Here is a 14,874-nt window from a genome sequence, read left to right as displayed (position 1 = left end):
TATGTCTAATCATTTTGATTATATTGCCATAGGTGGCGGTAGTGGTGGCATTGCGTCTGCTAACAGAGCAGCAATGCATGGTCAAAAAGTCGCTATCGTTGAGGCAAACGCAGTTGGCGGTACTTGTGTAAACGTTGGTTGTGTACCCAAGAAAGCCATGTGGTATGCAGGGCAAATTTCCGATGCGTTAAAATACAGCCATGACTATGGTTTTGACGTTTCTCAACAGGGCTACTCGTGGCAACGTATGGTTGGTAACAGAGAAGCCTACATTGAACGTATTCATGCGGCCTATCAGCGAGGTTTTGATAGTAATAATGTTACTTTAATCAATGGCTTTGCGCGATTTGTTAACGCCAATACAATTGAAGTAGACGGCCAGCAATATACGGCGGACAAGTTCTTAATTGCAACAGGTGGCCGACCATCTATACCGCAAATACCAGGTGCAGAGTATGGTATTGATTCAAATGGTTTTTTTGCACTAACAGAGCAACCAACTAGTGTAGCAGTCGTTGGTGCTGGTTATATTGCTGTCGAGCTTGCTGGTGTTTTCCATGCATTGGGCACGAAAACTGACTTGATTGTTCGTAAAGAAAAACCATTGAGAAATTTTGATCCTATGTTAAGTGATACGTTAGTTGAGCAAATGGCTAAACATGGCCCAACACTTCACAACCATAGTGTGCCAACTAAAATTGAAAAACTAAGTGACGGTAAGCTAGTCGTTCATTTAGAAAATGGTAAACAACTAGCGCCAGTAGAACAGCTTGTTTGGGCGATTGGCCGTGAGCCAGCAACAGATAATCTAAATCTAGAGGTTACTGGCGTAAACCTTGATGAAAAAGGCTTTATTCCTACTGACAAATATCAAAACACCAATGTTGAACACATTTTTGCTGTTGGTGATAACACTGGGCGTATTCAATTGACGCCAACGGCAGTTGCGGCTGGACGACGTTTATCTGAACGCTTGTTTAACAACAAACCGTATGAGCATTTGGATTATGAAAACGTAGCTACGGTTGTGTTTAGCCACCCTGTGATTGGCACCGTAGGCTTATCAGAGCCTGAAGCGATTGCTCAATATAGCGAAGACCAAGTTAAAGTATACAGCTCGCAATTTACCGCGTTGTACCAAGCGATGACAGAAGATTATCGTGATCCAACACGCATGAAACTTGTGTGTGTTGGTAAAGAAGAGAAGATTGTTGGTATACATTCAATTGGCTTTGGTAGTGATGAATTACTACAGGGTTTTGCTGTTGCGCTTAAAATGGGGGCAACTAAAGCTGACTTTGATAATACTGTTGCTATTCACCCAACATCGGCTGAAGAATTCGTGACAATGCGTTAATAAAAAATCGTAAAAAAACGGTAGTGAGTGACCCAATTTTACCTACCGTTTTTTTCGTATTTTTAGTCAGGCCTTGTATCTTATGGCTTATGTTTTTTTGTTCTTTTAATCTGTCATATTAATTTAAAAAAGTTTTAATAATTAGCTGGTATTCCCTCTCGATTCTGTTAACCTTTTTAACTCGTTTTTGCGTCTCTGCTGTAAAAACGAACAAAATAAAAATGGATAAAAAATTTTTATTCACAAAAAAACAAAAACAAGAAATGTGTTTAAAAAAGGAACTTTGTCTTACCTTTTTTTAATAAAATCAATTGCATAGTTAAATAAACGACATCAAATTGACTTTTTGTATGTCGCATTTCTCGTGGCTTTTGCACAGAGTTATCCACAGGTGGGTCTGATTATTTCCACTGTCGTCAATATCGGTGGAGAGTACGCGCTGTTTGTGGCATGCTTACCCCATTATTTTGTCACCAAATACAATCACATGAATAAGACAAACTTATCCCCAATTATCTTGGTCGATGGCTCATCATATCTTTTCCGCGCCTACCATGTTCCTTATCTTCAAGCTCTATCAACGTCAGATGGCCAACCTACGGGTGCGATTACCGGTGTACTGAATATGATTAAGAGCTTGCAAAAAGAATATCCACAAGGAAATGTGGTCGTGGTATTTGATGCGAAAGGTAAAACATTCAGAAATGACATGTACCCAGAATATAAAGCCAATCGCCCGCCAATGCCTGAAGATTTACGCAGCCAAATTGCTCCTTTACATGAGATCATTGAAGCAATGGGCTTACCATTATTGGTGATAGAAGGCGTTGAAGCTGATGATGTCATTGGTACGCTAGCAAACCAAGCTGACCAACAAGGTATCGACACCATTATTTCGACAGGCGATAAAGATATGGCGCAACTCGTAACGCCACATGTTAGCTTGATAAATACCATGACTAACACCGCTATGGATGTTGATGGTGTTGTTGAAAAGTTTGGTGTACGTGCAGATCAAATTATCGACTACCTTGCGCTAATGGGGGATAAAGTCGACAACATTCCAGGCGTTGACAAATGTGGCCCTAAAACGGCGGTTAAATGGTTAACGGAATATAAAACACTCAATGGTGTCATTGAAAACGCCGATAAAATTAAAGGTAAAATTGGTGAAAACCTTCGCAATGCAATAGAACGTTTACCGCTTTCTTATGATTTAGCAACAATAAAGTTAGACGTTGAGTTAGATCAATCTGTGGATCAAATTTTACCGACTGCTCCAAATACTGAAAAACTAGAAAAGCTTTATAGCCAGTTTGAATTAAAACGTTTATTGGCTGAACTTAAGGCAGGCGACAAAGCTGGAACTCAGCAAATTGTCGATGATTCTGAAGAAGATGAACCTTTGCCAGAAAAGCTCGATGCAGAATATGACATTATTCTAACTGATGAAGCTTTTGATGCTTGGTTGGAAAAAATCAAATCGGCTGATGTCTTTGCCTTTGATACTGAAACAACATCGATCGACTATATGGCTGCTAAGTTAGTTGGTGTTTCATTTAGTGTTGAAGTCGGTAAAGCTGCATATTTACCATTGGCACATGATTATGAAGGCGCGCCTATCCAAGTTGATTTTGAACAGGCACTGGCCAAACTAAAACCAATATTAGAAAGCAAAGAAATTAAGAAAGTAGGTCAAAACCTGAAGTACGATGCGAATGTACTCAGTCATTATGATATTAAACTTCAGGGGATCGCTTATGACACTATGCTTGAGTCATACTGCTTAAATAGTGTCGCAACACGCCACAACATGGATGCATTGGCAAATAAATATTTAGGCTACCAAACCGTTAAGTTTGAAGAAGTTGCTGGTAAAGGTGCAAAACAATTAACCTTCAACCAAATTGATATTGATAAAGCCGGTCATTACGCCGCTGAAGATGCTGATATTACTTTGCGTTTGCATCAAGTTATTTATCCTAAACTGGCTAAGTCAACACTACAATTGTCTGTATTCGATGATATTGAAATGCCACTAATGCCTGTATTAACAAGCATGGAACAAGCTGGCGTTTTAATCGACCCTGATTTATTACATGAGCAAAGTGATGTGATTGGTAGTCGGTTAGCAGAGCTTGAAGTAGAGGCACATAATATTGCTGGTAAGGCATTTAACTTAAGCTCGCCTAAACAATTGCAGCAAATTTTATTTGAAGATTTACAAATTCCTGTAATCAAAAAAACGCCAAAAGGTGCTCCATCTACTGCAGAAGAAGTGCTGCAAGAGCTCGCGTTAGATTACCCTTTGCCTAAATTAATTTTAGAGCACCGTGGTTTAAGTAAGTTGAAGTCAACGTATACCGATAAATTGCCGTTAATGATCAGTAGTAAAACGGGGCGTGTTCATACGTCTTATCATCAAGCGGTTGCGGCAACTGGTCGTTTATCTTCTACAGATCCTAACTTACAGAATATTCCGATTCGTAGTAGTGAAGGGCGTAAGATCAGACAGGCCTTTATTGCACCAGCAGATCATAAGATTGTAGCCATCGATTATTCTCAAATTGAATTACGTATTATGGCGCATTTATCTCAAGATGAAGGCTTAGTAAATGCGTTTAGCCAAGGGCGAGATATTCACCAAGCGACTGCGGCAGAAATTTTTGACGTGTCGCTAGAAGAAGTCACAACAAACCAACGACGCAGTGCAAAAGCGATTAACTTTGGATTGATATACGGCATGTCAGCCTTTGGTTTATCTAAACAATTAGGTATTGGTCGTAAACAAGCACAAGATTATATGGACTTATACTTTAAGCGTTATCCAGGTGTTTTAACTTATATGGAAGACACTCGTCAAAAAGCGAGTGAACAAGGCTATGTAGAAACACTTTATGGGCGTCGCCTGTATTTACCTGATATCAAGTCTAAGAACCAAGCTCGTAAAAAAGCGGCTGAGCGTGCGGCGATCAATGCACCAATGCAAGGTACTGCAGCTGATATCATTAAAAAAGCTATGATTTCAGTGCACGCATGGCTATTAGAGAAAAATGATCAACGCATAACCATGACAATGCAGGTACATGATGAATTGATTTTTGAGATTCATCAGGACATTCTCGACGAAACCGTTGAAAAGCTCGTTACGATTATGAATGATGCAGTGAGCTTGTCTGTCCCACTCATTGCCGAAGCTGGTGTTGGTGAAAACTGGGATCAAGCCCATTAATGGATAATTCATCACGTTAATGGAGTTAACGTGATGAATTAAAACCTGTTTTAAAGCCTTACGAAATTAACCTTTTGTTTACATTTGCCGTGACGTAAGTTAACTTATTGAACGTAACTTATTGATATGCAAGGAAGCGTTATGTTCAAATTCATTTCTGTTGTTTTATTTTTCTTTTCAGTCAGCGCTTATGCTGGCGTATCTCAGTGGCTAGATTTTACTCTTGATAATGGTCACATCATGATACCTGTGACGGTTGCGGGAATTGAAACTCATGCAATATTAGACAGTGGTGCCCAAGTCAACGGAATCAATACGGCATTCCTAATTAAGCACAAACCGAAGTTAATTAAAGGGCAAAAAATGTTAATCCAAGGGGTGGTGGGTGAAGAAAGACGTCAGTCATATGACCAAGTTCCTGCAAACCTATTTGGTGCGAATATAAAGTTCGATGATGTCGTGGAAATACGACTAGGCCACCATGAAAAAGGTATGCTTATTGGTGCCGGTTTCTTTGCTTCCTTTGTTGTTCAAATAGATTACCCAAATCAAAAGATGCGTTTAGTGAAAAGAAATATCATCGATCTACCAAAACTTAAAAACATAAAGTTCCAAGCTCAAAAAGGCTCCGGTCGACCATTGGTGAATATAAAGATTGGAGAGAAAAGCATTTGGGGCTTATTAGATACCGGTAGTACAGGTGGGCTGCTTGTTTCAAGAAGTGTGGCTTCTCGTTTAGGTTTGCTTGAAGAAGTTGAACGTAATATCGTTATTTCTGGTGTTAATGACAGTGCCTTTACAGAACAGGCAACCACTGCTGGCGTAGAGTTTGGGCCGTTTACGCTTGATGATGTTGCTGTCACCTTTCCCGCAGACGGTGAAACCTTAAACTTAGAAAGCCAACATCGTACTTTAGGTACGCGAATGCGAGGACGTAAAGTAGAGGCGATTATTGGCTATGATGTTTTTAAGCACTTTTTACTGACTATTGACTATAAAGGTGGTCATATGCATGTTTCGATTCCTGAAGAAAGCTAAGCATAATTAGGGTCTGTTGATCTTTCAGTTTGTAACTCTGTTGCCTTGAAAAAGAATATCGCTTTTTAAAGGCAACCCAAAGGGCTTTGGCTAATTTTAAACCTAACATCGTTGAAAATCGTTAAGGTAGAACAACTACATTACTCTCTTCTCGCCTTGTTATCTTCAAAATTAGCCTAAAGCAGAGGCTAAAATGAAAGCTCAACAGCCCCTAGCCAATATCAAAAAAATAAAGCCACATTAAATGTGGCTTTATTACAGTTCATGGCTAATAAAACACCACTTCTTTATTTTTTGTTGAAAAAAACACACGTAAATGTAAAAAAGCTACAAAAAGAGCTTTACAAAGATAGAGTAGGTACTCTATAATTCAAATCGTTCCTCAACGCGAACACTTGTTGTAATAATTGTATATTCTAGCTTTCCTCATAGCTAATAAGCCGATGATTAACTCATCGGCTTTTTTTTATCCAAAATATCTTGTTGTAAAATTACATTTTAAATTATTTTACTGCCATTAACCCTTTATTCATTTCTAAAACGTTTTATTTGTAAGCCAATAAGGAAGGCTTTCGTGATCACACTTATTGTCAATTTATTTGTGAGGTAATTATGAGAAAAATAATTTTTATTGGTGTTGCAAGTTTAGCGACAACGTTTGGCCTATTTATCTTTATGGCTAGCTTGATAGACAATGGGCAGGTGGTTTTTCAAGAGCCACCTAAAGCCGTTCCTGTCTCAGTTGCACGCACTCCAGAGAAAAGCCAAGTAGTAAAAATAGAGCGGATAAAATTGGCGCCACCGAAAGTGCAGCCAAAACCGCTAGCGCTAAAAGAAACAATAGATGATTCACATTTACTAGATACATCTATTAGTTTTGAACCGCCTACCGTGCAAATTAAAAGTAGTGTTGCTTCCGGGACGTTCTCCGGGCCAAGGGATGCTAGCGCACGTCCTATTTTCCGTGTTAATCCAAATTATCCAATCGAAGCAAGTCGCAATGGTATTGAAGGTTGGGTCGTGTTAGGTTTTGATATTGATAAAATAGGGCAGGTGGTTAATGTTAAAGTGATTAATGCCGAGCCAAAAAGAATATTCAATAAAGCGGCTAAACAAGCACTACGTAAATGGAAGTATCAAGCAAAAACCGTCGATGGCCAGCAAGTTATGCAGCACAGTTTAACGGTTCAGCTTGATTTTAAGATGGATCAGAGCACCTAGCATTTGATGAAGTTACCTAGAAGAATAAAAGGCTGGTTGTCGGCCGAATCCACACCAGAACACTTATTAGAGCGCTACTACACTAAAGGTGATCGTAGCGCTCTAGCGCGTGTGGTTGAATGTTACAACCGAGATGTTTTTCATTATTTATTAAGTTTATCGGATGAAGAGTTTGCGAAAGATGTCCTTCAAATGACATGGCTGAAAGTGATAAATCACAAAGGGAGTCATCAATTTACTCATGCTAAATCTTGGTTGTTTAGCATAGCGAGACGCAGTCTTATCGATGAACTACGCAAGACTAAACATTTTGTCGACATCACTGAAGACATTCACGCCTTTCACTCTCAAACATTGCAATCAGAGCTTGAATTAGCCGATCGAGTGAAGCTATTTAATGATGCACTGTTAAAGCTCAATTTTTTTCAACGTGAAGCGATAATATTTCAACAAGAAGGGTTTAGCTTAACTGAAATCGCCCAACTAACAGGTGAAAGCTTTGAAACCGTTAAGAGCCGATTGAGATACGGTAAAAACCATTTAAAGGTATTACTAGGACATAATGATGAGTAATAAAGATTTTGAGCAAGACTTAGCTCAGCTTTACCAACAAAGAAAAGCTAATCTTGACGCGCCTAATATTGACCTAGATTCAAATCCCACCGCGGTTAGAAAACCTGCCATTAAGTCTGCTTTTTTGGTGATTGGTGGTGGTTTGTTTTCTGCGGCAACATTTGCGGTAATGACCTATTTGATAAAACAGCCAGCAGAGCCATTACCGATAGCGCCTACTTCAACACCCGCTGTCGTCGAAATTAAGATAAATAAAGCAAGGCAGGACAGCGCAGGTGTGCAAGCTCAAGAACCATTGCCAGAACCACCAATCGTTAAGGCAAGGCCTACGTCAACGTTAAGCAAGCCAACAGAAGACCACCATGTTCTTGCAGAAGATGTGTCAGTAATCAACGTACCTAATCTTAATATTTCTATACCGAAACTACAGCACCAGCAATATCGTATTGAGCCGGTTTATAAGGTTTTACCTGATATTAAAAAGCTTGATGTAGAAAATAGCATGGTTAAATTACGTTACGATATTGACGAATCTGGACGCGTTATCAACATAGATAAGCTTGATTCTACGGCTGATCGTCAGGTATTGAGAGTAACCAAACGAGCCTTGAGTCAATGGCGGTACCCAGCACCTAGTTTACCTCAGCAAGGTCTAGTAATCGTATTTGAATTCAGTCAAAATCAATCTTAAATGTACTATATAGAAGTAATGTATGGCGCTAATTCAAAAGGACTTTTGTCAAAATAAGCAATGGCTTTCTACTGAGCATAGCGCACAGTTGCTGCTCTTAATTTCTGCAAGTTTTGCCAATGTAGATGCTAGCCAGTATTTTGAAAAATATTTTACCTGTAACAGTGCGTTTGGTCGCAAGCTTAGGCTTTATTTCGATGGAACTGACATCGTTGGCTATTGCTTATTAACGTTACATCGAGATGGCGACGCTATTTTGGTCAAAGCGTCAGCCGCCTTTTATCCAGAACATCGCCAAGGCGGAAATACCTTTGATTTTAGTTTACTTGTTGTTGGTAAATTAAAACTGAAACATCCACTAACCCCCATTTTTTATGCCGACACTATGCTAAGTCCGGCCATGTATCGAGCGATGGCTAAAAATGTTGCGATCATTTACCCGTCGGCAACTATGCCCAAAACATGTGAGCAGCTGTTTTTAAGGTTTAACCCTGACGGTACGTTTAGTGAGTTTGCACAACGCACCTGTGTTGTGCACGCAGGTAGAACAACAAACTATACGCCTCAGGAAGTAGCAAGCTTTCGTGAAAACACTAAAAAAGAAATCGCCTACTATTGTCATGCGAACCCTGATTTTGATAAAGGCTATGCCTTGTTTGTTATTATGCCCATTACACTAAAGCAGTTTTTTCTCACGGGTTTAACGCTACTCAAAAGTCGATTCCATTGATTCTTTAGTGGAGCAAGGAAAAAGCACATGGGTTACGTCATTATCATACCCAGAAAACTAATTCTGCGTAACAATAAAAAGGTCAGTGCACTGCTTAGTACTCTGACCTTATTTTTAGCGCTTATAATTTATAAATATTATCGGCGCTATCTCGGTCAATCAATTTAACAAATGGATCAACACCAACATATTTAGGTTGTTCATCTACGGTCAACGTAATGATGTTTTCTCCTGTTTTAATTTCATGTTTTTCCAAGTATTGAACGATATTCTCAGCGGATAAATCTTCTGGATCATCGCTAAATAAGCCAATATCTATCATATCAACAAAGTCTTCAGCGGTTTCACGGCCTTGGCCATCAGCACGCAATAAACCTGCATCAATCGTAATTTTTACTTCAAATTTACCACTATCAAGCTCGCTAACTTCAACGTCTTTAGTTTTTAAATCATACAAGGTGATTTCTTCAAATAAGCCGCGAACAAATTCTCGTTCTAGGTCGCTGGTATCTTGGCTAATGTAAGCTAAAAGATTTTCCGTTGTAGGGTACGGCGTACTTTTAAACTTATACTCCGCAAGAAACTCAGCAAGTGCTTTGTTTAGTTTCTTTTCACCTAAACGGTCGCGGATTGCCATCATCACTACCGAGCCTTTGTTGTAGTGAATATATTGCTGTCCTTCGCTACGCATGAAAGGCATTTCCTCAATATCTTCAACGTTACGGCCACGTAAATAACGGTCTAACTCATATTTCAAAAACTTACGAAGCTTTTCACTACCGTATTTTTTCTCAAGTACCATAAGAGCGGCATATTGAGATAAGCTTTCTGAAATAATCGCGCTACCTTGAACGTTCGCAGCGCCCACCTGATGTCCCCACCACTGATGAGCCACTTCGTGCGCAGTTACATAGTAAACCGTGTCAACGTTTTCAGGATCTCGTAGGTCGGTAATAAAGCCAATGTTCTCTGAGTAAGGCACTGTGTTCGCAAAGCTTTGAGCAAACGAGCGATAGCCAGGAAACTCAATTATGCGCATTTGCTGATGCTGATATGGACCAAAAGCTTCCGTGAAGTAGTCGATCGAGTCCTGAACCGATTCGATCATGCGATCAACGTTCATACCGTGCGCTGGGTGATAATACACTTCGATATTAATGCCTTTATATTCGGTTTTCTTTGACGCTAGGCGAGCCGACATTATTGAGTAAAAGTTCACAATAGGCGCATTCATTTTATAATGATAAATACGACGTCCATCGACAACCTTTTCACTTTGTAAATAACCAGGTGCTATCGCGAATTGGTCTTCAGACGTTGAGATTGTCGCCTCAAAATCAATAAAGCCAACGCCTTTGCCGAAGAAACTTTCATTGTAATACTGTGTTTCTTCTAACTTATGGGCACGCTCTAACGGCGCTAGTTCACGTTTTTTACGTTCATGTTTATCTCGAATTTGCCAATCGTTTCTGTAACCAAACGCTGGGAATAACGAGTAGTTATCGATAAACGTACCATTTTCAACGAGAGAAAAGTCATTGCTTCCATCGGTAAAACCGTCTTGTGCACGGGTGACTGTTAATTTACCTGTGCGAGACTCACCGGGCTGTAACGGGGTGTCGAATTCAAACCAAGCAGTACGAAAACGAGATTCATAACTATGGCTTGCACCACCTTCAATCTCAACTGCCCACTCTTTGGTGAAACTTGGTTTGCTGATCAGAAACTTTTTGATCGCTTCGTTAGATTTATTCACCATGGTGATATCTGCAGTGGCTTCAATGCGTCGCTCTGCAGGGTAAATATCAACTTTAGCATGAGTTTTGGTGACCGTAGGAATTGGTGCTTCTTTGTGCGCACCATAAGTTTTCTCGTAATCACCTTGATTGTCTAATCTGTCGTCTTGGATAACGTATTCATTTAACACGCGTGTGTTGTAATGAATATAACTACCGGCACTAACAAACATGATAAGACCAACGGCAACGGCTACTTTACCAGCACCACCCATGTAGTATGACATGCGCTTTAATCGTACTTTCAATGGTTGAGCTGGACCTCGATGCCATAAGCCGTAAGTCACAGCACTTAAAACAATCGATAAACCACCCCAGTAAACCATGTACCAGTTATGCGCAGTCATGAAATGACCATAAGTATTGATATCTGAATAGAATACATTTGGTGCGCCACTAAACTGGAACATATTGTGACTAAAACCAAAGTTACTTAGCACTAAGGTTGAAATGATATAAACGACAAACAACAGCATACCGACATATTTGTTCGGGCTAATTACCTGCAAGAAAAACGCGAGGATAACGGTCATAATTGCTGGCACTAAATAGATGTAGCCCAATCGAATAGCATATTGGCTGAGCTCAAAGTTGAAGTAACCTTGAATAGCTTGGTTAATAACCGTCACTACTGTGCCAATGATATATAGCAACAACATGACTAATGAAATGGCGATGATTTTAGATACCCAAAAGGTAATGTTATTAACTGGCAAGGCATCGATCATGTCTCCCATGCCAGAATTGCGCTCGCGCCAAACGACCTCCGCACTGTAATAAGCAATGATGATCATTAATAACAGACTCGTTGCACCCAGTATTAATTGCACCATGGTTTGCGTGATCGGCCAATTTGGGGTGCCAAATACGCCATCAGGATCAAATAATGGACCAACTAATGAAAATATCGTCAATACACTTAATACTACAAATGGTGCACTAAAAACAACCTGTTTGACTTCAAACTTAATTCTCAGTAATAGATGAGATGCAGTATGAATACCTTGGCTTTTGTAATCGATACGATTTGCTAAGTATTGTTGCCAGTTTTCATCTGATTCTTTCACTGCTTTTTGTGGCTTGTTGCCTAATTTCACTTTTTTCGTGAAACCACCAAATAACACCATAATGGCAACACTTATGCCTAACCAAAGTAGACGGTTTTGCAACAAAATACCTGAAAGTTCAACTTCTGTATTATTCTTGTCGTGCATCGTCCAGTAACGAGTCACTTCACCAAAGGTGTTGAAGCCAAACGGGTCGAGCAGGGCAACAATATCTCGATAGCCAGGCTCGGAAAATAGCTGGCCTGCAACGTTATAAAGAATGAATAAACCAACAGCAACTAAGTAAGCTGCCATCATCGATTTAAATCGATTCGCAAACGCATAGAACAAGCAAGACAACACTAAGAGTGTTGGCAGTGAAATATAAAAGTAGGCAGTAAAATAATAAGATAAGTTTGTTGGACCTAAGCGCTCTTCATCTACCCAACCGGCAATGTCACCGATAAAGCAGCCTAATAAAATACCTAAAGGAACAAACGCGAAAACGGTAGCAACTGTTGCGAAAGAACCTAAAAAGCGACCTAATTGGTAGCTAACAGGATTAATTGGCTTACTATATAAAATCTCAGACATACCTGAGGTTTCATTACGAGTCGCTGTGCTGGCAACAAAGTTAACCACCAAAAACATGGCAAATAGGCCCATAATACAAAGGGTTTGCGCAATCGCAAATGGACCGTTGTATAATACGTTACCGCCACCGCCTATTTGTACATTGTCACTTACCGTTGCGAAAAACGTCAGTAAAAAGAATATGCTACTGGTGACAATGAACGAAGGTTGGCGAACGAGATATCGCCACTCAAAGAGAAACATTTTAGCTAACATTTTGCTCTCCTTAGGCTGCACTACGGTGCGAATTTAAGGTCGAGAAATAAACATCTTCTAAGTTAGCCGGGGTTGTTTCAAAACCTTCTGGCGCGCTATCGGCAATAACATGGATAATTGTTTGACCGGCAAACAAGCGCTTTGAAATCACTGTGAAATTTTGTTCGATTTCAAGTGCCTCTTGTTGGCTGACTGTTTTGCGCCAAATTTGTCCGTTTAACTTGTTGGTTAACTCTATTGGGTTACCTTCAAGTAAGATTTGACCTGATGCAAGCACAGCCATATTTGGACAAAGCTCAGAAACATCATCAACGATATGCGTTGAAAGAATAATGACCTTTTCTTGGCCTAAACTCACTAAAAGGTTGTGGAAACGGTTGCGCTCTTCCGGATCTAAGCCAGCAGTTGGTTCATCAACAACCAGTAAATCAGGATCGCCTAATAGTGCTTGTGCAATACCAAAGCGTTGGCGCATTCCGCCAGAAAACCCACTAACCGCTTTACTTTTATGTTGGTATAAATTGGTATGTGCGAGCAACCCATCTACCGCTTCTTTGCGTTCACCTTTATTATCGATACCTTTTAAAATCGCCATATGATCAAGCAAGTCATAAGCTGATATTCTAGGGTATACGCCAAAATCTTGTGGCAAATAACCTAGGCGTTGACGTAACTCTTGTGGGTTAGAGAAAACGTCGATGCCATCGAATGTAATAGTGCCGGCATCAGCATCTTGTAACGTTGATATTGTGCGCATTAATGACGATTTTCCTGCGCCATTAGGACCTAATAGACCAAACATACCTTTCGGAATATCTAGGGTGACATTGTTTAATGCATGCACACCATTGTCGTAGGTTTTGGATAATCCTTCTATTTTTAACATTATTGTTATTCCTTTACGGGTTGCTTACCTGTGTTAATAAGTTGTAAATTTATGCCATGTAACACATTGTTTTACAAGTAAGCTTGCAACATTGCGCTGAAGTATTCGAAGTTCTGTGAAGCAAAATGTACAATACCCTTGAATAAATGACTGATCACGGAAACCTCACATTGCCTTTAATTTCGCTTGCCAGCCTATTTTTAGGTTTTATCATTATGGCCAGTGCCATGAGCACAGCTTACGGCCAACCTCTTGCAGCTTTTAATCATGAATTTTCAAAATATGTTGAGGAGTTACTGAACGAAAAAAGTATACCGGGGGCGAGCTATGTTATTGTTAAAAATAACGATATTGTTGCTATCGAAACGTTTGGTCATACGGCTAAAAACAGCAAACAAGCGGTAACGCCAACGACCGTTTTTCGTTTGGCCTCAGTATCAAAACCTTTTGCAGCCACGTTAACAGCTCAACTTGCGCAAGAAGGGAAGGTGAATATCAATGCACCAATTACTCACTTTGTGCCTGAATTTTCATTAAAACAAGCTGACGCTGCACAACAGATTAAAGTGCATCATGTGCTTAGCCATAGCAGTGGTTTATTGCCTAATACTTACGACAACTTACTGCATGAAAACTGGAGCATGCACAAGATTATTGGTCGTTTTGACAGGTTGTCGCCCATCTGCCAACCAGAAAAATGTTATGGCTATCAAAATATTCTTTATGGATTCCTACAAGACGTAATCGAAGCAAGCCAACCAAAAGACTACGAAAGTTTATTAGCCGAACGAGTTTTCAAACCATTGAATATGGCGCAAGCCTCAGTGGGGCAAGCAGCTTTTTTGGCGGAATATAATCGCGCTAAGCCTCATGTATTGATGCAACGAAAGCCAATTGGCCCGCGTAAAAGTAACGGCAAACACAAAATGAGGTACACCTGGAAGCAAGTTAAGGTGAATGACGACTTTTACAAAGTGCCAGCTGCTGCAGGTGTTAACGCCAGTATTACTGATATGGCGCAGTGGTTAAGAGCCAATATGGGCTATGTGCCTCATGTGCTGTCGCCAGAGCTGTTAGCTCGTGTAACCACACCTTACATTCGAACAAAGAAAGATCTGAGACGTCGATACTGGCGTAACTTTGTCACAGACGCACATTATGGTTATGGTTGGCGCATTTACCAAGTTAATGACCATGAGTTGGTGTATCACGGTGGTTGGGTGCAAGGGTTTAGAGCGGATATTGGTTATGCGCCTAAATTGAATATAGGCTTTGCCATTTTGATGAATGCTGAATCAAATGCGATCAGCGAGATCTCAGCTAATTTTTGGCAAAAGGTGTTCGAGCAAGCTGATGCCTATTCGACGAATGTACCAATTAACGCGACACCTTAGAGTGCTATTTATTGATTAATCAGTTATGTTAACTGGAGGTTAACGATACGTAGTGGGTATT

At 40.1% G+C, this 14,874-nt stretch carries 10 protein-coding genes; 8 read left to right on the top strand and 2 right to left on the bottom strand.

Going from position 1 to position 14,874, the window contains the following annotated elements; genetic code table 11:
* Position 1: 1 nt before the first annotated feature.
* From gorA to QQK02_RS08325, 7 genes are all read left to right on the top strand, one after another.
* Positions 2-1,357 (top strand): glutathione-disulfide reductase, encoded by a 1,356-nt coding sequence (gorA, locus tag QQK02_RS08355; protein WP_284207542.1) that lies wholly within the window; start codon positions 2-4, stop codon positions 1,355-1,357.
* A gap of 487 nt (positions 1,358-1,844) precedes the next feature.
* On the top strand, positions 1,845-4,589 hold the full coding sequence (polA, locus tag QQK02_RS08350; protein ID WP_284207541.1) for a DNA polymerase I: 2,745 nt from the start codon (positions 1,845-1,847) through the stop codon (positions 4,587-4,589).
* A gap of 141 nt (positions 4,590-4,730) precedes the next feature.
* Complete coding sequence (locus QQK02_RS08345; RefSeq protein ID WP_284207540.1) at positions 4,731-5,627, top strand: aspartyl protease family protein; 897 nt, start codon at positions 4,731-4,733, stop codon at positions 5,625-5,627.
* A gap of 612 nt (positions 5,628-6,239) precedes the next feature.
* Positions 6,240-6,848, top strand: coding sequence for an energy transducer TonB (locus tag QQK02_RS08340; protein WP_284207539.1), 609 nt, complete (start codon positions 6,240-6,242; stop codon positions 6,846-6,848).
* Positions 6,849-6,854: 6 nt separating this feature from the next.
* Entirely contained in the window at positions 6,855-7,421 is a 567-nt protein-coding gene (locus tag QQK02_RS08335; protein ID WP_284207538.1) for an RNA polymerase sigma factor, read from the top strand.
* On the top strand, positions 7,411-8,112 hold the full coding sequence (locus QQK02_RS08330) for a hypothetical protein (protein ID WP_284207537.1): 702 nt from the start codon (positions 7,411-7,413) through the stop codon (positions 8,110-8,112). The genes QQK02_RS08335 and QQK02_RS08330 overlap by 11 nt, the downstream gene beginning before the upstream one ends.
* A gap of 22 nt (positions 8,113-8,134) precedes the next feature.
* Positions 8,135-8,842 (top strand): hypothetical protein, encoded by a 708-nt coding sequence (locus QQK02_RS08325; RefSeq protein WP_284207536.1) that lies wholly within the window; start codon positions 8,135-8,137, stop codon positions 8,840-8,842.
* Between the two features lie 121 nt (positions 8,843-8,963).
* Here the strand turns inward: QQK02_RS08325 and QQK02_RS08320 are convergent, their stop codons facing one another.
* A complete protein-coding gene (locus QQK02_RS08320) occupies positions 8,964-12,533 on the bottom strand; it encodes an ABC transporter permease/M1 family aminopeptidase (RefSeq protein WP_284207535.1) in 3,570 nt (1,189 codons plus the stop codon).
* Positions 12,534-12,543: 10 nt separating this feature from the next.
* Positions 12,544-13,419, bottom strand: coding sequence for an ABC transporter ATP-binding protein (locus QQK02_RS08315; protein WP_284207534.1), 876 nt, complete (start codon positions 13,417-13,419; stop codon positions 12,544-12,546).
* A gap of 146 nt (positions 13,420-13,565) precedes the next feature.
* Between QQK02_RS08315 and QQK02_RS08310 the strand changes: the two genes are divergently transcribed.
* Positions 13,566-14,813, top strand: a complete 1,248-nt coding sequence (locus QQK02_RS08310) for a serine hydrolase domain-containing protein (RefSeq protein WP_284207533.1) — start codon at positions 13,566-13,568, stop codon at positions 14,811-14,813.
* Positions 14,814-14,874 lie beyond the last annotated feature (61 nt).

The organism is Thalassotalea eurytherma (assembly GCF_030161415.1).
Taxonomy (GTDB): domain Bacteria; phylum Pseudomonadota; class Gammaproteobacteria; order Enterobacterales; family Alteromonadaceae; genus Thalassotalea_G; species Thalassotalea_G eurytherma.
Note: the sequence above shows the minus strand (reverse complement) of the source record. Positions and strands in the feature narration are given on the sequence as shown.

What these genes read in the sequence shown, in the direction of transcription:
- gorA (WP_284207542.1), top strand. Translation starts at nt 2, where the DNA reads ATGTCTAATCATTTTGATTATATTGCCATAGGTGGCGGTAGTGGTGGC.
- polA (WP_284207541.1), top strand. Translation starts at nt 1,845, where the DNA reads ATGAATAAGACAAACTTATCCCCAATTATCTTGGTCGATGGCTCATCA.
- QQK02_RS08345 (WP_284207540.1), top strand. Translation starts at nt 4,731, where the DNA reads ATGTTCAAATTCATTTCTGTTGTTTTATTTTTCTTTTCAGTCAGCGCT.
- QQK02_RS08340 (WP_284207539.1), top strand. Translation starts at nt 6,240, where the DNA reads ATGAGAAAAATAATTTTTATTGGTGTTGCAAGTTTAGCGACAACGTTT.
- QQK02_RS08335 (WP_284207538.1), top strand. Translation starts at nt 6,855, where the DNA reads ATGAAGTTACCTAGAAGAATAAAAGGCTGGTTGTCGGCCGAATCCACA.
- QQK02_RS08330 (WP_284207537.1), top strand. Translation starts at nt 7,411, where the DNA reads ATGATGAGTAATAAAGATTTTGAGCAAGACTTAGCTCAGCTTTACCAA.
- QQK02_RS08325 (WP_284207536.1), top strand. Translation starts at nt 8,135, where the DNA reads ATGGCGCTAATTCAAAAGGACTTTTGTCAAAATAAGCAATGGCTTTCT.
- QQK02_RS08320 (WP_284207535.1), bottom strand. Translation starts at nt 12,533, where the DNA reads ATGTTAGCTAAAATGTTTCTCTTTGAGTGGCGATATCTCGTTCGCCAA.
- QQK02_RS08315 (WP_284207534.1), bottom strand. Translation starts at nt 13,419, where the DNA reads ATGTTAAAAATAGAAGGATTATCCAAAACCTACGACAATGGTGTGCAT.
- QQK02_RS08310 (WP_284207533.1), top strand. Translation starts at nt 13,566, where the DNA reads ATGACTGATCACGGAAACCTCACATTGCCTTTAATTTCGCTTGCCAGC.